Annotated in this window: 22 protein-coding genes; 7 read left to right on the top strand and 15 right to left on the bottom strand. The window is 37.5% G+C overall.

Annotated elements, in window-relative coordinates; translation table 11 throughout:
• Positions 1-190 precede the first annotated feature (190 nt).
• The 5 genes from ctaF to cyoE all read right to left on the bottom strand — a co-directional run bounded on the left by ctaF (position 191) and on the right by cyoE (position 5,332).
• Positions 191-520, bottom strand: a complete 330-nt coding sequence (ctaF, locus tag J2S77_RS10435; protein ID WP_306977109.1) for a cytochrome c oxidase subunit IVB — start codon at positions 518-520, stop codon at positions 191-193.
• Between the two features lie 3 nt (positions 521-523).
• Positions 524-1,144, bottom strand: a complete 621-nt coding sequence (locus J2S77_RS10430; protein ID WP_306977107.1) for a cytochrome (ubi)quinol oxidase subunit III — start codon at positions 1,142-1,144, stop codon at positions 524-526.
• A complete protein-coding gene (ctaD, locus tag J2S77_RS10425) occupies positions 1,137-2,993 on the bottom strand; it encodes a cytochrome c oxidase subunit I (RefSeq protein WP_306977105.1) in 1,857 nt (618 codons plus the stop codon). Before ctaD ends, J2S77_RS10430 begins: the two co-directional genes overlap by 8 nt.
• 36 nt (positions 2,994-3,029) lie before the next feature.
• The gene (coxB, locus tag J2S77_RS10420; RefSeq protein ID WP_306977103.1) at positions 3,030-4,298 is read right to left on the bottom strand and encodes a cytochrome c oxidase subunit II; all 1,269 of its coding nucleotides are present in this window, start codon (positions 4,296-4,298) and stop codon (positions 3,030-3,032) included.
• Between the two features lie 95 nt (positions 4,299-4,393).
• The gene (gene cyoE / locus J2S77_RS10415) at positions 4,394-5,332 is read right to left on the bottom strand and encodes a heme o synthase (RefSeq protein ID WP_306977100.1); all 939 of its coding nucleotides are present in this window, start codon (positions 5,330-5,332) and stop codon (positions 4,394-4,396) included.
• Positions 5,333-5,663: 331 nt separating this feature from the next.
• On the opposite strand from cyoE, the gene J2S77_RS10410 reads away from it, so the two are divergent.
• On the top strand, positions 5,664-6,572 hold the full coding sequence (locus J2S77_RS10410; protein ID WP_306977097.1) for a COX15/CtaA family protein: 909 nt from the start codon (positions 5,664-5,666) through the stop codon (positions 6,570-6,572).
• Positions 6,573-6,832: 260 nt separating this feature from the next.
• Here J2S77_RS10410 and pyc read toward each other — a convergent pair whose 3' ends face one another.
• The 3 genes from pyc to glsA all read right to left on the bottom strand — a co-directional run bounded on the left by pyc (position 6,833) and on the right by glsA (position 11,890).
• A complete protein-coding gene (pyc, locus tag J2S77_RS10405; protein WP_306977095.1) occupies positions 6,833-10,279 on the bottom strand; it encodes a pyruvate carboxylase in 3,447 nt (1,148 codons plus the stop codon).
• 298 nt (positions 10,280-10,577) lie between these two features.
• Entirely contained in the window at positions 10,578-10,868 is a 291-nt protein-coding gene (locus J2S77_RS10400; protein ID WP_167259798.1) for an Fpa/YlaN family protein, read from the bottom strand.
• Between the two features lie 92 nt (positions 10,869-10,960).
• Positions 10,961-11,890 carry a glutaminase A gene (glsA, locus tag J2S77_RS10395; RefSeq protein WP_306977094.1) on the bottom strand — a complete coding sequence of 310 codons (930 nt, stop codon included), beginning with the start codon at positions 11,888-11,890 and terminating at the stop codon, positions 10,961-10,963.
• 107 nt (positions 11,891-11,997) lie between these two features.
• On the opposite strand from glsA, the gene J2S77_RS10390 reads away from it, so the two are divergent.
• Together J2S77_RS10390 and J2S77_RS10385 are read left to right on the top strand one after the other, a co-directional pair.
• Positions 11,998-12,477, top strand: a complete 480-nt coding sequence (locus J2S77_RS10390; protein ID WP_306977092.1) for a hypothetical protein — start codon at positions 11,998-12,000, stop codon at positions 12,475-12,477.
• A gap of 68 nt (positions 12,478-12,545) precedes the next feature.
• The gene (locus tag J2S77_RS10385) at positions 12,546-13,136 is read left to right on the top strand and encodes a YhcN/YlaJ family sporulation lipoprotein (RefSeq protein WP_306977090.1); all 591 of its coding nucleotides are present in this window, start codon (positions 12,546-12,548) and stop codon (positions 13,134-13,136) included.
• A 43-nt stretch (positions 13,137-13,179) separates the two neighbouring features.
• Here J2S77_RS10385 and J2S77_RS10380 read toward each other — a convergent pair whose 3' ends face one another.
• Positions 13,180-13,431, bottom strand: coding sequence for a YbyB family protein (locus tag J2S77_RS10380; protein WP_306977088.1), 252 nt, complete (start codon positions 13,429-13,431; stop codon positions 13,180-13,182).
• Positions 13,432-13,566: 135 nt separating this feature from the next.
• Here J2S77_RS10380 and J2S77_RS10375 point away from each other — a divergent pair, with 135 nt between their 5' ends.
• Positions 13,567-13,770: a YlaI family protein gene (locus J2S77_RS10375; RefSeq protein WP_306977087.1), complete on the top strand. Its 204-nt coding sequence runs from the start codon at positions 13,567-13,569 to the stop codon at positions 13,768-13,770.
• Between the two features lie 80 nt (positions 13,771-13,850).
• Here the strand turns inward: J2S77_RS10375 and J2S77_RS10370 are convergent, their stop codons facing one another.
• Positions 13,851-14,180 carry a YlaH-like family protein gene (locus J2S77_RS10370; RefSeq protein WP_306977086.1) on the bottom strand — a complete coding sequence of 110 codons (330 nt, stop codon included), beginning with the start codon at positions 14,178-14,180 and terminating at the stop codon, positions 13,851-13,853.
• A 129-nt stretch (positions 14,181-14,309) separates the two neighbouring features.
• Between J2S77_RS10370 and J2S77_RS10365 the strand changes: the two genes are divergently transcribed.
• On the top strand, positions 14,310-14,489 hold the full coding sequence (locus tag J2S77_RS10365; RefSeq protein WP_167259782.1) for a DUF5325 family protein: 180 nt from the start codon (positions 14,310-14,312) through the stop codon (positions 14,487-14,489).
• 32 nt (positions 14,490-14,521) lie between these two features.
• Here the strand turns inward: J2S77_RS10365 and J2S77_RS10360 are convergent, their stop codons facing one another.
• Positions 14,522-15,322 carry an inositol monophosphatase family protein gene (locus J2S77_RS10360; RefSeq protein WP_306977085.1) on the bottom strand — a complete coding sequence of 267 codons (801 nt, stop codon included), beginning with the start codon at positions 15,320-15,322 and terminating at the stop codon, positions 14,522-14,524.
• Between the two features lie 158 nt (positions 15,323-15,480).
• On the opposite strand from J2S77_RS10360, the gene J2S77_RS10355 reads away from it, so the two are divergent.
• Complete coding sequence (locus J2S77_RS10355) at positions 15,481-16,116, top strand: YktB family protein (RefSeq protein WP_306977084.1); 636 nt, start codon at positions 15,481-15,483, stop codon at positions 16,114-16,116.
• Between the two features lie 44 nt (positions 16,117-16,160).
• Here the strand turns inward: J2S77_RS10355 and J2S77_RS10350 are convergent, their stop codons facing one another.
• The 4 genes from J2S77_RS10350 to J2S77_RS10335 all read right to left on the bottom strand — a co-directional run bounded on the left by J2S77_RS10350 (position 16,161) and on the right by J2S77_RS10335 (position 18,773).
• The gene (locus J2S77_RS10350) at positions 16,161-16,433 is read right to left on the bottom strand and encodes a UPF0223 family protein (RefSeq protein WP_306977081.1); all 273 of its coding nucleotides are present in this window, start codon (positions 16,431-16,433) and stop codon (positions 16,161-16,163) included.
• Between the two features lie 13 nt (positions 16,434-16,446).
• A complete protein-coding gene (locus J2S77_RS10345; protein ID WP_306977078.1) occupies positions 16,447-17,406 on the bottom strand; it encodes an NAD(P)H-dependent flavin oxidoreductase in 960 nt (319 codons plus the stop codon).
• A gap of 105 nt (positions 17,407-17,511) precedes the next feature.
• Positions 17,512-17,616 carry a GapA-binding peptide SR1P gene (locus tag J2S77_RS10340; protein ID WP_306977077.1) on the bottom strand — a complete coding sequence of 35 codons (105 nt, stop codon included), beginning with the start codon at positions 17,614-17,616 and terminating at the stop codon, positions 17,512-17,514.
• Positions 17,617-17,840: 224 nt separating this feature from the next.
• The gene (locus tag J2S77_RS10335) at positions 17,841-18,773 is read right to left on the bottom strand and encodes a polysaccharide deacetylase family protein (RefSeq protein ID WP_306977075.1); all 933 of its coding nucleotides are present in this window, start codon (positions 18,771-18,773) and stop codon (positions 17,841-17,843) included.
• Between the two features lie 146 nt (positions 18,774-18,919).
• Here J2S77_RS10335 and J2S77_RS10330 point away from each other — a divergent pair, with 146 nt between their 5' ends.
• The gene (locus J2S77_RS10330) at positions 18,920-20,455 is read left to right on the top strand and encodes a glycine betaine uptake BCCT transporter (protein ID WP_306977073.1); all 1,536 of its coding nucleotides are present in this window, start codon (positions 18,920-18,922) and stop codon (positions 20,453-20,455) included.
• The last annotated feature ends 134 nt before the right edge of the window (positions 20,456-20,589 follow it).

The following is a 20,589-nucleotide window of genomic DNA, read 5'->3' as shown; positions in this document are numbered from 1 at the left end:
AATTAATGCTACTTTTATGAATTTTCGAAAATATGTATGTAGTTAAATATACTTAATAATGAGAAAATAATCAAGCTTATTTGAAATTTTATTAAAATTTTATGACAACGAACCTCAAATTATTGATTTATACTCATCAATAATTGCACAAAAAAAGAGCTCAGATTAAATCTGAGCTCTTTTAAATCCTTTACCACCATGTAATAGTCGTAAGCGCTAAGATGGTTAAAACAGCAGCAAATATACCAGAATAAATCATTACTGCTGGCCACTGATGGCCTTCCTCATTCATATGCATAAAGTAATATAATTGGAAAAGAACCTGCACAGCGGCTAAAACTAAAATAATTGGAATAGTAAACATCGCACTCACTTCTGCAATAACTAAGCCAAAAGCAATTAGCGTGAAAGCAATCATCATCACAAACGTGACAACTTGATGCTTCATTTGCTCGCGATGCTTTTTCTTATAAAATTCATGCTTATCTGTGTTTTCTACGGAATTGGTGTGATCTGCCATTGACTAGCCCACCTTTCCTAGCAAATATACAACTGTGAAAATGAATACCCATACAACGTCAATGAAGTGCCAATAAAGACTGGCTATATAAAACTTCGGTGTGTTGTATAAGTTTAAACCGCGTTTCGCATTACGAATCATAAGAGACACAATCCATAATAAACCAAAGGCTACGTGGCCACCGTGGAAACCGACTAATGTATAGAAGGCACTAGAAAAAGCCGATGTTGTATAGCCAAACTCATAACCGTGGACATAATGATAAAATTCGTAAATTTCCATACCTAAGAACGCGAGTCCAAGAACAACAGTAATTCCTAACCATAACTGCATCTTTTTAAAGTCGTTATTTTTCATATGATACATAGCGTATACGCTTGTCAGTGAACTTGTTAAAAGAAGCACTGTCATGATGAAAACAAGACCTAATCCAAAGATATCTTCTGATGCAGGTCCCTCAGCATTGGAATTACGTAAAGCTAAATAGGTACCAAACAAACTTGCGAATAAAACAGTTTCTCCGCCTAGGAAGAACCAAAAGCCCATAAATTTGTTACGGCCTTCAAGGGTGGCTCTTTCAGGATTCTCAGGCAGATTACCTGATTTAAGAACGTCTTCAGCCATTCGAACCATCCCCCTCTTCTTCTAATTCTTCTTTATGAACATGATAACCAATATCATCTTTTAAGGAACGATATAACATTGAACCAAATGTTGTCGCAAATCCGATACCAGCTAGAACCCACATACCACCTTGATACATAATACCGAAACCAGCTATGAATAAGCCGAGTGAGATCATGAACGGTGTCAATGAACGGTTAGGCATATGGATGTCACCTAGTGGTTCAGCAGGTTGGATTTTGCCGTTCCCTTGCATTTTTTCTATCCATAAAGGATCTAAACCACGTACTAGTGGTTCTTGTTTAAAGTTATAGAAAGGTGGAGGTGATGGAATAGACCATTCAAGCGTACGTGCATCCCAAGGGTCACCTGAAACTTTTTCACCTTTTAATTGAGTCTTCACAACATTAAATAAGAATACAAGTGTTCCTATAGCCATGAAGAAAGCACCAATCGTACTAATTAAGTTAAATAAATCTAAATTTTGACCTTCTAAGAAAGTCCAATAACGTCTCGGCATTCCCATTAATCCTAAGAAATGTTGTAGGAAGAATGTTAAGTGAAAACCAATAAAGAATAGCCAGAAGAACCAATGATTGAGCTTCTCATTTAAGAAGGTACCAAACATCTTTGGCCACCAGTAGATTAGACCAGCAAAAATACCAAGTACAACACCACCAACGATAACGTAGTGGAAGTGTGCTACGACGAAGTAAGAGTCATGATATTGGAAGTCAGCCGCAGCTGATGCCAACATGACACCTGTCATACCACCAACTGTAAAGGTTGGTATAAAACCAAGAGCAAAAACCATAGGGGATGTCATCCTAATTTGGCCGCCCCATAAAGTAAATAACCAGTTAAAGATCTTAATACCTGTTGGAACAGCAATCGCCATTGTTGCAACCGCAAAGATTGAGTTAGCAATTGGTCCAAGTCCTACGGTAAACATGTGGTGTGCCCATACCATGAAACCAAGGAATGCGATTAAGATCGTCGCAAATACCATGGATGAATAACCGAATAAACGTTTCTTCGCGAATGCTGGTATGACTTCACTAAACACACCAAATGCTGGGAGAATTAAAATGTAAACTTCTGGGTGACCAAAAATCCAGAATAAGTGCTCCCAAATAATAGCATTACCACCCATATCTGGGTTGAAGAAATTTGCTCCAAATAACCGATCAAATGTTAAAAGGAATAAACCAACTGTTAAAGCTGGGAATGCAAATAGAATTAAAACACTTGCAATAAATGATGTCCATGTAAATAACGGCATACGCATATAAGTCATGCCTGGTGCACGCATATTAATCACAGTAACAAGGAAGTTGATACCTGCCATTAATGTACCAAAACCTGAAATCTGTAAACCAATAGCGTAATAATCTACACCATGTCCTTCTGAAAAGACTGATAATGGTGCGTATGCTGTCCACCCCGCATCAGGTGCGCCACCAGTAAACCAAGATATGTTTAAGAATATTCCTCCAAAGAAGAATAACCAAAATCCTAGTGCGTTTACAAATGGAAATGCGACGTCCCGCGCACCGATTTGTAATGGCAATACAGCATTCATGAGCGCAAATAAGAGCGGCATAGCTGCTAAGAAAATCATGGTTGTTCCGTGCATTGTTAACACTTCATTATAAAATTGCGCTGAAAGAAATTCATTTTCAGGTACAACTAGCTGTATACGGATCAGCATCGCCTGTAATCCACCTACTAGGAAGAAGAACATTCCGCCGATTAGGTAGAGAATAGCGATTTTTTTATGGTCAACCGTAGTAAGGTAATCCCATAAAACTGAACCAATACCAGCTTTTTGATTAGCTGTCGTGCTCACGCTTGTAACCTCCCTCTATTCATAAGTCTCTATACATTACTCATCTGAGTTATTATCTGAATTATCATTAGAGTTCTCGCTAGAATCACCTTCAGAATCATCCTCAGAATTGTTTCCTGACTCTGAATCTGATTCAGAATCACCGTTTCCTTCAGAATCGCTATTTCCTTCGCCTTCACCCTCAGATTCTTCAGGGAATAGTCCACTTAAATCTGAATCTTCATAAATACCATTATTAGCACTTTCTGGTGTTATCTCACTAGGGCTTAACGTCATTAAGTATTCCATCACTTGATTAATTTCCTCATCGCTTAAGTCATATGGAGCATCCATCATAGAGTTACCAGGTTTCATTTCTTCACCTTTAGTAGCAATCCATTCACGAAGATTTTCTTCATTCATATCAAAGACTCCAGCTAGCTTTTCACGATCAGCAAAATTTGTGAGGTTGGGTCCAGCTTTATTTGGAGAAGAACCAATTGCGTGACAAGACATACAATTATCAGCAAATACTTGTTGTCCTGCTTGTGCTGTTTCAGATTCTGGTTCTTCTTCACCAGAAACAGATTGCATATCTTCTACCCATTGTTCAAACTCTCCTGGGCTTACAGCTACAATCTTGAAGTCCATGAGTGAGTGGGACGGACCACATAACTCAGCACATTTGCCCCAATAAACCCCTTCTTCTTCTGCTTGAATATACATCTCATTTGTGTTTCCTGTAGGGTTAACGTCCATCTTACCTTGGATTGTTGGAACCCAGAATGAGTGAATAACGTCATCAGAAATCATTGATAAGTTCACTCGACGATCAGTTGGAATGTATAACTCTTGGCTTGTAGTGACTTCTATATCTCGATATTCAAAATGCCACCAATATTGGCTCCCAGTTACATCAACCCAAATTTGATCAAGCTCTTCCCCTTCTTCAGTCGTTTCTGGACTAGTGTCTGCTAATGCAAACGTATACTGAATAGTAGGAACTGCCAAAATGAGGAGTAAAATAATTGGAATCACTGTCCATAATGTCTCAAGGGCGTGACTACCTTCAACCTGTTTCGGCACAATATCTTCTTGTCCCTTCTTTTGACGGAACTTGAAGATAACAAAAACATAAATAATCATGACGATAACAAAGACAAATAACATAATCACGATACTTAAGATCATTAGGTCTAGAAGCATCGAGGCTCCTTCACCACTTGGTTGTAACGCACTTAAAAATGACTCGCCACAACCTGAAAGGATTAGGGCCATGACTGTTAAAGCAAATACAGCTTTAAACCGACTCATCCAGCCTTTCATTTTGTTTGATACCTCTCTTTCTCTTAATTCATTGTTGTTTTATGCCCAAAGCATATTTATTCATTAATTAAGAAAGTAAATATTTCTTAATTGAATCACAAGAATGATGGAATTGTTGCAACAACTAATCCCACGAAAAACAATGTTAGATAATTAAGGGAATATATGAACATCCATTTTGCCCATTTCTGGTCGTCTTTCATCAGAAAACCATATAACCCTAAGATAAACCATCCTACGTTTAGCAATGTAGCAAATACAATAAAGACCATGCCTAATTGGAAAAAGTATAATGGTAACGGTAATAAACAAGCTGTATAGATTACCATTTGTCTTTTGGTGATTTCATTACCATAAACCGATGGAAGCATTGGTACTCCAGCATTCGCATAGTCATCTTTCTTACGTATTGCTAGCGCTAAAAAATGTGGTGTTTGCCATATAAACATTATTAAAAATAATACAAATGCCGCCGGATGTAAAGTGCTATCAACAGCTGCCCATCCAATTAATGGCGGTGCTGCACCTGAAAAACTTCCGACAACGGTATTAATAGTATATTTTCGCTTAGACCACATGGTATACAAGACAACATAGACAAACCAGCCCATAAAACCGAACAAGGCTGCCTGCAATGTTGTTGCATATAAAGTTAATAACCCTATAACAGAAAAAGCAATACCTAACCCTAAGATAACAGGTAGAGGAATTGTACCAGTAATCGTAGGACGCGATTTAGTACGTCCCATATCAACATCAATATCGCGGTCATAATAATTATTAATGACACAACCACCAGCGATGACTAAGGCTGTTCCGAGCATGACTAAGAGGAATGTTCCCCAATGCTCGAGAGGATTTTGGCTCATGAAATATAATGCCAACCAAAAACCTGCAAAAGTCGTAATTAAATTGGAATTAATAATTCCAATTTTAATTAATGCCAAAAAGTCAGTCCATAGTGATTTTACGCTAGATTGAGATTGATCAACGATGTTGGTCGTCGCTTTTTCTGCCGAGCGCACTTCACTCATAGCATTCGACCTACCTCTCAACCTTTCTACATTGAAAAGGTTAAAATATGACAATGTATTACAAAACTATTGTATCATGTTACATCTGCCACTTCTATTTAATCATATAAAAAATCTTAAGTTGTGAAGAAACTGTGAAAAATCTGTGAGAAATCTCCACATTTTAAACTTAGCATATTTAATAAAGTTTTAAAACGACTAAGCCTTGTTTTCATGGCATTATTCAATAGATTGTTATAATTTTGTAACGTTTTATATTTTCGCTTGGGCTATATTTGTATTAAGATGTACTATGAAATGGATACGCATGAAAAGAGGTGTCAACAAGACATTGAAATATATCTTACATCCTAAGGTCGTTGCCGTTGTGTCTGTTATAACGATGTTTTTCGTTTTAGTTGGCGGCGCCCTTGTAACAAAAACAGAATCAGGATTAGGTTGCGGTAGAAGTTGGCCACTCTGCCATGGCACACTCATACCGGCTAACGTAAACATTGAAATGATCATTGAATATAGTCATCGGATGGTCTCTGGAGTAGCTATAATAATCATTTTACTATTGTCTTACCAGGCTTGGAAATACTATTCACAAATCAAAGAAACTAAATTTCTAATTTTTATTACGATTCTTTTTATCGTTATTCAGTCATTATTAGGTGCAGCTGCTGTTCTTATAGAACAAACACCACTTATTAAAGCATTACACTTTGGTATTTCTTTAATCTCGTTCGCTTCAGTATTTTTATTGGCTGCAATTATTTTTAACGTCGATGAGAAACTTCATACGACAATGGTCAAGGTTCCAAAAACAATTCGTGTCCACCTATACAGTTTATTCATATATACGTTAGTTGTGGTTTACACTGGAGCCCTTGTCCGTCACAAGCAATCAAGTCTCGTATGTGGTGGCTGGCCATTCTGTTCAAATGACAACCCGTTTGCCCTTAGTAGTTTCTCGGTTGAACAAGCGATTCACATGGGCCATCGTTTATTAGCTGGATTATTATTTGTTTGGGTGATTGGTTTACTCATTCACGTATTACGTCACTATCGTCAAAATAGCTTTTTATTATACGGTTGGACGATTGCGTCGTTATTAATCGTGTTCCAGGTCGTTTTAGGGGCACTAATTATCGTGACAATGCTAAATGCAACTATTGCGTTACTACATGCTGTGATTATTTCACTATTCTTTGCGTTATTATGTTACATGATTATGATTGCAAGAAGGTCTATATAGTAAAGAAGTCGAGAGGCGTTAAATTGCCTCTCGACTTCTTTATTTTTGGACTCTGTTAAAGTCCGTTGTTGATATTGTGATCCGCTTTCGGTGGACGCTTTCCGCGGGCACGGCTCGAGCCTCCTCGGCCCAAAGGCGTGGCCTGCGGGGTCTCGAGACTCGTGCTATTCCCGCAGGAGTCGCCACCTTCGCTTCTCACAATTCAACAACTTTGAGCTAAATCAATAGAAAAACTACACTAAACTTTAACAAAGTTTATTTTATGAATCCATTTCTACAAGTAAGTCGCCAGATTCTAACGACTCTCCATCTTTTACAAGAATTCGTTTTACTTTACCATCAAACGGTGCTTGTATGGTTGTTTCCATTTTCATGGATTCTGTAATCATCAGGTGATCGTTTTTCTTCACTTGCTCACCTTCTTTTACTAATACACTAACCACCGTACCAGGCATAGACGCACCAATATGGTTTGCATTGCCTTCATCAACTTTAACGCGTGATTGTGTTACATCTTGAACACTTTCATCACGTACAATGACTTCCCTTGGCTGCCCATTTAATTCAAAGTAAACCACACGCGTTCCATCTTTTTGAGCTTCTCCGACTGATACAAGCTTAACCATGAGCGTTTTTCCTTGTTCGATCTCAACAGCAATCTCTTCACCTAATCGTAAGCCATATAAGAATGAAGGAGTGTCTAGCACTGATACATCACCATATTGATCGACAAACTTTTGATAATCCAAGAATACTTTCGGGTATAGAGCATAGGATACAATTTCAAAAGGTGTCACTTGTCGATCGAGTTTCTCATAAAGTTGCTCTTTTAAAGCTTCAAAATTAACAGGTTTTAGTGTTTTACCAGGGCGTGTTTCAATAGCTTCTCGACCTTTTAACACAATACGCTGCAATTGTTTTGGGAATCCTTTATAAGGTTGACCAATATAACCTTGGAAGAATTCAACGACAGAATCAGGGAAATCAAGTGATTCACCCTTTTCATAAACATCATCTACAGTCAACTCGTTTTGCACCATAAACAATGCCATATCACCAACAATTTTTGATGAAGGTGTTACTTTGACGATATCACCAAACATATCGTTTACATTGCGATACATCTCTTTCACTTCATCCCAGCGATCACCTAAGCCAACAGCTTTAGCTTGCTGTTGTAAGTTTGAGTACTGACCGCCTGGCATCTCATGAAAATACACTTCTGGATGAGGTGATTTCAATCCATTCTCAAACTGATTATAATAATGACGAACATCTTCCCAGTATCTGGATAAGTAATTGTAAGATGCAATATCCACATTTGGCTGTCTATTAGAACCTTCTAAAGCGTAATATAAACTATTCGCACTAGGTTGAGATGTACTACCAGCCATAGCACTTGTTGCAACATCAACTGCATCGACACCAGCCTCTACAGCGCGAGAGTACATCATAATACCATTACCGCTCGTATCATGTGTGTGTAAGTGAATTGGAATTGAGACAGCCTCTTTTAGTGCACTGATCAATTGATAAGCCGCTTCAGGTTTCAATAACCCGGCCATATCTTTAATTCCTAGAATGTGAGCCCCTGCTTCTTCTAATGTTTGCGCCATGTTAACGTAATAGTCTAGATCATACTTATCTCGTTTAGGGTCTAAAATATCACCCGTATAACAAATAGCAGCTTCAGCTATTTTGTTCTGTTTACGAACAGCCTCAATGGCTGGGATCATACCTTCAACCCAATTCAAGCTATCGAAAATTCTAAAGATATCAATACCCGCTTCAGCACTCTTTTCAACAAAATCATCAATGACATTATCAGGGTAGTTTTTATACCCGACAGCATTACTTGCTCTCAGCAACATCTGGAAGAGCACGTTAGGCATTTTCTCGCGCAAGGTTTGCAAACGTTCCCATGGATCTTCTTTTAAGAAACGGTATGACACATCAAAAGTTGCTCCGCCCCACATTTCGACTGAGAACAAATTAGGTAATAATTTTGCTGTTGGTTCAGCTACTTGATATAAATCTTTAGAACGAACTCGTGTTGCTAATAACGACTGATGAGCATCTCGAAATGTCGTGTCAGTTAACTGCACGTCTTTTTGTTCACTCAACCAATCAGCAACTGCTTCAGGACCATGCTCTTCTAAGATTTGTTTCGTTCCATTTGGGTATGGCGTATGTTTATCCACATCTGGTAATCGCGGATTTGAGAACAGTGGTTTTTTATCAACACCAGTTGCTGCAGGAGCATTCACCGTCGTATAGCCTAAATAAGACAATAATTTCGTTCCGCGGTCAAATCTTTTCGAGAACACAAATAATTCAGGTGTTGAATCAATAAACGTCGTGTCATAAGTTCCGTTCAAGAACTTATTATGCTGAATGACATTCTCTAGAAATGGAATGTTAGTTTTAATGCCTCGAATACGGAATTCTTTCAAATTACGAACCATCTTATGAGCAGCTTGTTCAAATGTCAGCGCCCATGTCGAAACTTTAACGAGTAACGAATCATAATGAGGCGAAATAACAGCACCTTGGAAGCCATTTCCTGCATCTAAGCGTACACCGAAACCTCCACCCGTTCGGTAAGCCATAATTTTTCCTGTATCCGGCATGAACTGATTAAGTGGATCTTCAGTTGTAACACGTGATTGAATGGCATAACCGTGTGTAATGACATCCTCTTGTTTAGGAATGCCTACATCGTGACTATGCAATGTATGTCCCATTGCGATACGGATTTGTGATTGAACAATATCAATCCCTGTGATCATTTCAGTAATCGTATGTTCTACTTGGACACGTGGATTCACTTCAATAAAGAAAAATTCATCATCAGTCACAAGGAATTCAACGGTACCAGCGTTAACATAATCGACTGAATTCATTAATTTAACAGCTGCATCACATATATCTTCTCGTTGTTTTTCATCTAGAGAAATACTTGGAGCTATTTCAACAACTTTTTGGTGACGACGCTGAATTGAACAGTCTCTTTCATATAAGTGAACGATATCGCCTTCATGGTCACCTAAAATTTGTACTTCAATGTGTTTCGGTTGTTCGACTAGTTTTTCAACATAAACCTCATCACTACCAAAGGCAGCTCTTGCTTCGGACTTGGCCCGCTCATATGAATCACGTAGAGATTGGCGTGTGCGAACAATACGCATACCACGTCCACCACCGCCTAATGCGGCTTTGACCATAATGGGTAGACCATGTTGTTCAACAAACGCTTCTACTTCTTCAACAGATGATACAGGGCCATCTGTACCTGGTATAACTGGTATATCAGCATTAATAGCTGCTTCACGCGCTCTTACTTTATCACCAAACGTATTTAATAAATCACTTGATGGTCCTATGAAAGTGATGCCTTCTTCTTCACATCGTTTAGCAAATTCAATATTCTCAGATAAAAAACCATAACCTGGGTGAATTGCATCAACATTGACTTCTTTAGCTAATTCGATGATTCCTTCAATATCTAAATAAGCATCAATTGGCTTTTTACCTTGACCAATTAAGTACGATTCATCAGCTTTATAACGATGATACGACCCTGTATCTTCTTCTGAATAAATCGCTACTGTTCGAATATTCATTTCAGTACACGCACGAAACACACGAATCGCAATCTCTCCTCGATTCGCGACCAAAACTTTATTAAATGATTTAAGGTCTGCCATAGTTTTACCTCCAATGAATGATTATTCTAAACATCGATTAATACTTGATTACGATTACGATATTCACTTAAATATCTGAATATTTTTTAGATTACATGAAAAAATTATTTTTGTCTAATGATGTAATGCTTTGAAATAAGGCTAATACCAAAGAATATTGCATCTCATTGATCAAAAAGACTAATTTTAACATTAGTTGGTGGATTTTTATTAATAAAGCACTATAATACCAATGAAAATCGAGAAAATAAAAAAACTCAAACTAATAACTTAAATAAGCCATTAGTTTGAGTTTCTGTTAAGTCGACTTCTGTGCTTGAGCCGCATCGTGTAAGGCACTTAACTCGCGCTCTAAATTCTCCATGATTTCTTTACCTGTATCTTCGTGTATTAAATTTAAACGAACAGCGAAATTAATCTCGCGAGACAATCCAAACATTTGTGTATCTAAAACCTCTTCGTAAAGAGGACATTGCGGCATAGTTAAATTATCCATTTGCACTTTAATTAATTGCAATATTTTATCCGCATCTGCCTTTAAGAGGGCGAGTGCTTGTTCATTTTCTTCAAGCGCTACATGAGATGACACGAAAATTCCCCCTCACCTATTAATCCTATCTACTTAATTATACTACCGTTTCACAGCTGAAAATGCAAGAAATCTAGTTATAAAGAAGAATTTTAATAAATCGACCATTTCTTTTCTTGTGTAAGCTTTTCCAATAATTCGATGCCCACTACACTGTTACCCTTTTTATCTAGTGAAGGCCCAAAAACAGCTAGTCCTCCTTCATTTTTAATCACACCAAGAATAGCTCCAGAAACTCCACTCTTGGCAGGGATTCCCACATTGATCGCAAATGTTCCAGAGTTATCATACATCCCGCATGTAACCATAAAGGTTTTACAAATTCTTGCGACTGTAGCTGGTATAAGAGGAACATTCGTATCAGGATCTCGCCCATCATTCGCAAAAACAGCGCCAATTCGTGCCAATTGCTTTACATTCATTTCAATCGCACATTGTTTCGTATAGACATCTAATAACTCTTCAACACTTCCAGTAATAATTCCATTTTGTTTCATGAAATAAGCTAGTGAGCGATTCAAAAAAGCTGTTTGGAATTCAGATTCAGCAACATCGCGGTCATAAGTAACCGAGTCATCTTGACATAACCGACGCATAAAGTCCAAGATCTCTCCCACCATCTCTTCCGAATGACGGCCACGAATCATATTAGTCACAGCGAGCGCTCCAGCATTAATCATCGGGTTAAGTGGTTTTCCTGGCGACTCAAGTTCTAACTTTCGTATGGAATAGAAAGGATCACTTGAGGGCTCTTTTCCTACACGATTAAACACAGCTTCTTCTCCATGTTGAATTAATGCCAAGGCTAAAATAAAAACTTTTGATACACTTTGTATCGTAAATTTATAATTTGATTGTCCAGCACTTGGACATTCACCATCTACACTATAAAAAGCTGCCGCACTAATTTCAGGACTTTGATTAGCTAAGGCAGGAATATAATCGGCGACTGTTCCATTATTAGCATAAATACGCACATGTTCTAACCAGTAATCAAGCTCATTTTTAGAAACAAAACTCATTTACATCTCTCCTTAATGCATGATTAGCTATTTTTAGATATAATCAACTTGTCGGTCGGTAAAAAATGACCCAAAAAAGATTGTTCTCATAGAAAGAGGTGCACGTCATGATTGTACAAATTAAAGGAAACGTTGGCTTTCCAATCACACTCGATCCAACTGTTTGGATTTTTGATGACCGGAAAGTGTTATTAGACGAAGTGTTTATCCAAACACCACAAGTTGATCAACAAGAGGATAAAGCTGATGATGCTTTAACGGTTCAACAGTATCAACAAAAAATTAATCCACCAATCAACGATAGCGTCGATCGATACAATCGAAAGAAGGCATTAGAGAACAGTTATGTGATGCCACTTCAACATTTCATCCATAATGCCGAGCCTAGCGCCAATGCTACAGAAGCCATTTTACATACCAATAATGGTGAGGAACGTATTTCGATGTCAGATTTAATTAATTGTTATTTATTGTTCTCAGTTGATGGAAAACCATTAAAAGAATCTGGTCCTGTTCATGTGATTTTACCCGATGGTTCTAATCAATCTAATCCTTATCAAGGTGTAGGCGAAATTACCATCGTTTAAAATTGGATAATCTTGTTACGATTAAAAGCTCCTTTTAACTTAATACTAAGCTAAAAAGGAGTTTTTTGATGAGATATTTTATAATTGGCTCGTTTCTTTTAGTACTTATGGGAATGTATGCTTGTCAAAATGAACCTGAAATGGATTCAATTGATTCAAATATTAATGAAGAACACATCATTCAAGTCGAAGATTCAGAAACACCCCAAAACCGTGACCATTCGAACCAAGAAGCAGCAGATCGTCTCTCTCAAATCGCCGCTGAAGTCGAAGAAGTTGAAGAAGCTAATGCATTAGTATTCGGCCGTTATACGATCGTTGGTATTAATGTGACTGATGATCTTAGTCGCTCACGCGTAGGTAGTGTTAAATATACAGTTGCTGAAGCATTAAAAGATGATCCGTACGGTCATTATGCATTTGTTGTAGCTGATGGAGATATCGTTGCGCGTATCCAAGAGATTAACCGAGGGATACGAGACGGAGAAGCACGTCATGTCGTTATTAATGAAATAGCTAACCTTGTGGGTCGTTATATTCCAGAAACTCCTCCAGAATCAAATCAAGCTCCTTCATATGAGGAACAAACAGATGAACAGCAATCTGACGAGCAGCAACGTCATCCTCAAAATCCACCTCAACAAGAAACATCTTCATAACAAAACTAACTCCCAAAAAGGTTTGACTTTTTGGGAGTTAAATTTATTCTGACTTCACTTCATTATAATATTGCACGCCGAATTGAGACCCTTCTGCTACCATTTCAGAGTTTTCAAGATCATCTAATTCAGGCTTACCTGTTTCCTCAATTGGAAATCTTTCTTCTGTGAAGTAATTTCTAAAATCATTAATTTTGTTTTTTACATCCTGACGTCTATTCTCATCAATTAATAAATAAGATGTGACAGCCGCTCCAGCAGCAATTGCTGATGAAATAATAAGTTTTCTAGACATAAAAGTTCCCTCCCTAAATTAAAAATTTCTTAATAAAGGTATTCCCTGATGGTACTATTTCAAACATCGAAATGACATTTTTTTGTTTGTCATGCTATAATACAAGCTATAGATGAAATAATTGAGGTGATCGAAATGCGTGCACAATGTGTGCTATGCGATCAAATAGACAAAATCGACTCGGTTTCACTATTAGCAAAGCAATTACGAAAAAAAAGAAAAATTTCCTATCTTTGCGAAGAATGTTCTGAGCGTATTACAGCTAAAACAATTGAGCGAAAACAATCACCACACTTTAAAACTTATCAAACGGATGAATATGATGAATATTTAAGATAGGTTGAGAGCAATTCTTTAACAATACCATTCAAAAAATTCCGGAAGGCTTAAGCAAATTAGCCCTCCGGAATTTTAGCATTCTAATTCGTATTTCGTTCACGATGAAGACGAAAACGATAAATACCTAACACCGTCGATACAATCATTAAAACTTCAACAATAGGTAAAGAAAAGACCGCAAATAAAATTAATAAAAAGCAACCTAATACTAACAGTCCGTAAACAATCAACGATTTACCAATCGGCAATTGTTTAGCAAATCCTAATTTATATGTGATGATCGCAAATACAGCAATAGCTAGAAATAATAACCAAAAGCCCGCTTCACCGCCAACATCAACAAGAAAATATTGTTCAATCGGCGCAAAACGAAAATGCTGATCTGCTGCTTCAATTGATTCTGAATCCACAATAATCCCTCTTTTCTAACCTTCTTCCCTTTACCATCATACTAAATCCAAAAACGTTGTGCTATATAGGATTTGAATGTTTTCAAAATTTGTCACATCGTGTACACTTAATATGAATGAGGTGAAACTATGAAATATGAAACAAAGATGCTTATACTTGCTATTATTATCGTATCCTGCTTTATTGCAACTGCAATTGTCATTAGCTACAGAAATTATGGCTTAATGGCCCTATTTTTCTTTTCAGGATTAGCTTTAATGGGATATGGCTTTAAATTAAAAAGCGAATATCAACGTGATGAACAATAAACGAGCGCTTACTATACGTAGGCGCTCGATTTCTATTTCGGTTCAATATACGTTAATAACTCTGAGTGAATCGCCTGATTAGCACAAATTACAGTATTTTTTTGTAACAAATCAAGAGGTGAACCATCTATTTGCGTGGTCATCCCCCCCACTTCATTCACTAAAATCATACCAGCAGCTACATCCCATGGAGCTAGACGCATTGTCACATAGGCATCAATTATTCCTTCAGCAATAAAAGCAAATTCTAAAGCAGCCGATCCATATGAACGAGTCCCTTTTGCTTTAGCAATAAGTTGATGAATCGTTGTTTCCTTTAGACGCCGATTAGGCATAGCCCAAACATTATTTAAACCAATGAGAGCATCTTCTAGTGTTTTCGTTTGATCTAATGGTTGCAGGCGTCTTCGGTTTTTGTAAGCCCCTTGACCACGTGCAGCTTCATACATCACATCTCCCATCACATCATATATAAGACCAATCTCGCCAATCCCTTCATGATAGATGCCTACTGAAATCGCAAAAAATCGTCTCTGGTGAACAAAATTCATCGTTCCATCGATAGGATCAATAATCCACACGGTGCCTTCTAGTGATTCAACATCTTCACCCACACCTTCTTCACCCATCACTTGATGGTCGGGATAGATCGTTTTAATTTTATTTAGCAAAAATTGTTCTGTCGCTTCATCAACTTCAGTCACCAGATCTTTGTGATCTTTTTTGGTATTAATCTGATACGGCCCTTCCATCATGTCACGAATTAACTGACCAGCATCATAAACCCATTGTTTGGCTTGATCTAACATCGATTGTTTGCTGCGATTATCCATTAACAGAACCCCTTTTTCTCTTTTCAATAACTATATTATAACAAAAATAATTACCCCGCATAAGCTAAAGGGTTTCATACAACAAGATCATCTAAATATGTTAAAATAACTAACGAATTCGACATCATACGAACAATAGTTGAACAAGGAGTGATTGCATGACAACGTTTAATGGATTTAGCCAAAAGGATTTCGACGTTTTTACAATTGACGGATTAGATGAGCGAATGACTGAGTTGAAAAGCCGTATATCACCTAAACTTCAAGATATTGCTGAACGTTTAGAACCTACTGTTTCCTCACTTGCTGGCGATCAAATGTATATCCATGTCGCTAAACACGCTCGCCGTAAAACAAATCCACCGAACGACACGTGGGCTGCCTTGGCAAACAATCAGCGTGGTTATAAAAAGCTTCCGCACTTCCAAATTGGTATGTGGGAATCCCATGTGTTTATTTGGTTTGCCGTTATTTACGAAAGTCCAATCAAAGAAGATTTTGCAAAACAATTAAAAGCAAACAAACAGGAGATACTTAGTCAAGTTCCTGATAATTTCGTATGGTCCAAAGATCACACAAAACCTGAAACGATTAGTCATAAAAACGTAAAAGACCGTGAATTTGATGAACTTGTGGAACGTTTAGAAACGGTGAAGAAAGCCGAAATATTATGTGGCCAAGTTTTCAATCGCGATGATGAACGTTTACAAGATGAAGAAACGATGATGGAATTATTTGATGAAGCAGTTAGAACACTAATGCCTCTTTATAATCTGACGAAAAAGCTACAGTAAACCAAAAGCCCCCAAGCCAATTTGTTGGTTTGGGGGCTTAACTATTAAGCCATGGAAAATGAGTCTTGCTCATTTAGTTCCTGTGCTTTTTTTACCACTCGATAAGGGACATAATCAGTTTCTTTCTCAAAAGTTTTAAACATTGATTTTTCTTCACTTTTAGAAGGCACTACTAATTTAAATTGTTTATAATCATCTAATACTTGTTTTGCGGTTACTTGATCTTCATAAGCTGATTCTACTGTGTTAAAAAACTGAATGACTTGCATCACTTCTTCCGTCGACCAATCAGGATCAATCGGGTAATGATAATTCATAATCTGTCACCTCTTACATTTGCCATTGTTTTTGGATACGTGCAACGTCTAATTGAATAGTGCTAAATAATTCTTCTACTGTTGGTATATCTTGAATTCGCATAGCAACTTGACCGGCCCAACCAAAGCCTTGAGCTTCTAGCCCGTCATAAATATAGCGTTTATTAGCTTTACCGCTAATATAATCTTTTAGTCCTTCATATCCTGTTTCTTTTGCTTCTAACGATAAAATTTCATCTGTCCAATTATTTTTTAAAGCTCGCGCAGGTTGACCTAGCGATGATTTAATCACAACAGTTGATTGTGCATCAGCATTTACAAGGTCCTGCTTATATTGTTCATGCGCATGAATACACTCCTGTGTCGCTATAAAACGTGTCCCCATTTCAATCCCTTCTGCACCTAATGCTAAGGCGGCCATTAATCCACGTCCATCACTAATTCCGCCTGATGCAATAACTGGAATATCAACAGCATCAACAACTTCAGGAATTAAGACAAAAGTTCCGAGGTCATCACGACCAATATGACCGCCTCCTTCTTGTCCTACAACCATCACTGCATCAGCTCCAAGTTCAGCTGCTTTTTCTGCTTGGCGTTTAGCAGCCACTAATACAAGTGTTTTGATACCTGTGCCTTCTACTTGCTCTAAAACAGGTTTGGGGTTCCCACCTGTTACTGAGATGGCCGGAACCTTTTCATCGATTGCTACTTGCACCATGTGCTCAAATTCTCGGTGCCCTTGTCCAATGGCGAAGTTAATACCAAATGGGTGATCTGTTTTTTGTTTCAATTTATGTATTTCTTGGCGTAGAGCGTTTTCGTCAGGTAAGCTCATTGCTGTTATTTGACCTAGTCCGCCAGCATTTGAAACAGCAGCAGCTAAATCAGCATAAGCCAAATGAGCTAAGCCTCCTTGAATGATAGGCCACTCTATATTCAATAGTGCTGTTACTTTCGTTATTAACCCCATTTCATTACCCTCCTTTTGAAGTAGTATAGCATTTTTCTATCGGAATGAAAAAAGCACACGACCTATGCCGTGTGCTAAAATCTTGGTGCTGAAAGCGATTTCAAATTAGTGTTTATGACAAGAACACTGGCTACTGTAAATCACTGTCACTTTTTCAACTTCAAAGTGATCAATAACACGTTGACAGTCTTTACAAACGATTGTGCCCATGACCATCGCTCCTTTATTGAAAATGATATAATTTTAGGTTAATAACAGTATATTATGTCATACTAATTTTTGCAATAGGTTATATAAATTATTTTATGATTCATTAAACAAGTCCAACAATTTATTAGAAAACTGCAGCAACTAATTAAATAAGTAGCCCTATTTATTTAATTAGTTCTAGATGAAAAGAAAAACTTGGCGGATGCCAAGTTTTCCGAAATAATTTATGATTCATCTGTTGGTAACAAAATCGTATCAGGGTCAAGCATATTATATCCTTTATCACGTAAGCCTTGAACAATGTCTTTCAAGGCCGCATTCGTCCATTCACGATCATGCATCAGTAGATTTGCTCCGTCTGATAATAACTCTGTATTAACCATGATGTCTGCAATTGCATCTTTCTCCATATATCCTTGCTTAAAATCATAGCCATACGACCAATTCATTAACAACATGCCTTCTTCTTCTACCAATTGCTTAGCAAAATCTGTGTTAACCCCATGTGGAGCTCGGAAAAATTCTGGTTTCTCTCCTGTCACTTCTCTAATCAAATGATTTAGAGACAAGATTTCTTCACGTTGCTCAGATTCACTGACTTCACTAAGATTTTGATGACTATATGTATGGTTTCCAATCGGAAAGCCCATCTCATGAATTTGTCTAACAATTTCTTGGCTTTCTTCATCTTCCATAAAAATGCCGTTCACAAAAAATATCGCTGGTGCATCTAACTCATTTAAAGTTTTAGCCATTTCAAGAGCTTGACCATCAGGCCCATCATCGATCGTAAGCAAAACAACTTCTGAAGGTGCATCATTTTCATTAATCGGTTTAAATGACCAGACATCATTCATTTCATATAATGGCTCCTGATTTTCTTTATCATTAGTACTAGAATTAGAGTTGTCGTTATCATCTTCCACTTGATCTTGTTCTTGTTCTTCATCATTTTTTGTTTCCGATTCATCTTCACTTGATTCAGTTGTGTCTTCATTCGATTGTTCTTCTGTTTCTTCTTTTTCCTCTTCTTCTACTTGTTCATTTGTTTGCTCTTCTTGATTACTGGATTCTTCACTCGATTCCTCGTTTTCAGTTTCACTTCCACACCCAACTAATGCTAAAATGCACACAAAAAATATGATCCATTTTTTCAAATCTGTTCCCCCTCTTGGTAGTCTCTATTTATATTATATCTCACGTTAAACTAAAATGGATAGGTTAATTTATGACTGATTTATGTATGGATTAGAATGACTTGCTAAAACTAACGATGTCTTACTTTCAGATAGGAGGATATTTTATGAAGAAATCCGTTACACGCGTATTTTATATATCATTAGTTATCGCCATATTATTTATTGCGTGGGGGGTCATTCCTGAAGAGACGTGGCCAAATTGGAACCTTAATACCGTTACTAATAATGTGCAAAGTTTCCTTGTTTCAAAATTTGGCTGGTTTTATTTATTATCTGCCACTGCTTTTTTAATTTTTGCTATTTATCTAATCGTGTCCAAATACGGAAATATTGTCTTGGGTAAAGAAGATGATGAACCTGAATACAATTACTTAACTTGGTTCGGCATGCTATTCAGCGCTGGTATGGGTATTGGTTTGATATTTTGGGGGGCTGCAGAGCCTATTTCACATTTTAACGCACCTCCGTATGATGTTAACGGTGATGGCGAAGCAGGACGCGTTGCTATGCGTTATAGTTTCTTTCATTGGGGTCTACACCCTTGGGGAATTTACGCGATTTTAGCTTTGGCTTTAGCGTATTTTCAATTCCGTAAAGAATATCCTGGATTAATTAGCAGTACACTAAAGCCATTATTTGGTGATCGAATGGATGGTAGTTCAGGTACAATTGTAAACACGATTGCTGTTTTTGCAACTGTCTTCGGGGTAGCAACATCACTTGGCCTCGGTGCTCAACAAATCAGCAGTGGCTTAGGTTTCGTTAATGAGAATTTATCTAATACTGTAACCTTGCAGTTAATTATCATTGGTGTCGTGACTATTTTATTCATGCTATCTGCTTTGACTGGTCTAGACCGTGGTATTAAATACTTAAGCACAACCAATATTGTCTTGATGTTCTTGTTGCTTTTATTTATGTTATTTGCCGGACCAACCAACTTCATTATGAACTATTTCACGACCACACTCGGTAGCTATGTTCAAAACTTACCGTTTATGAGTTTTCGTACAACTCCATTTAGTCCTGATGATACAGGCTGGCTTGAAAATTGGACCATATTCTATTGGGCATGGTGGATTGCTTGGGCACCTTTTGTTGGTATGTTTATTGCACGTGTTTCACGAGGAAGAACGGTTCGTGAATTTATAATTGGTGTTCTTTTAGTTCCGACAATCTTCGGTGCGCTTTGGTTTTCTGCCTTCGGTGGTTCCGCAATCTCTCTCGAATACCATCATGGGATGGATATACAAACAGTCATAAATAATGTAGGTGAAGAAGGGGCCTTATTCACAGTATTAGAAAACTACCCCTTACAACTTGTTACTACATTACTGACAATCTTATTAATTAGTACGTTCTTTATTACTTCTGCAGATTCAGCCACATTCGTATTAGGCATGCAAACGACTGGTGGCGACCTTAACCCTGATTTGAAAGTGAAACTTGCTTGGGGGCTTGTTCAATCTGCTACGGCAGCAGTTTTATTATGGCAAGGTGGTTTAGGTGCTTTACAAACCGCTTCAATCATTGCCGCCTTCCCGTTTGTGTTTATACTCATTATGATTATATTCTCTATTGTTAAAGCCTTTCGAGAAGAAGCGAAACAACACGACCTCAAACGTCGCAAATATAAATAGTTTTGAAATAAATGCATGCTTTAATTTCAAAACTTCCTTCAATAATATAATAAGTTCAATGATTTATTTAATAAATGAGGAAAACACACAAAAACCCGCAAAATGTCTATCAACATTTTGCGGGTTTAATCAAT

This window comes from Alkalibacillus salilacus (genome assembly GCF_030812915.1).
GTDB classification, from domain to species: domain Bacteria; phylum Bacillota; class Bacilli; order Bacillales; family Alkalibacillaceae; genus Alkalibacillus; species Alkalibacillus salilacus.
This window is presented reverse-complemented; position numbering and strand designations above follow the sequence as displayed.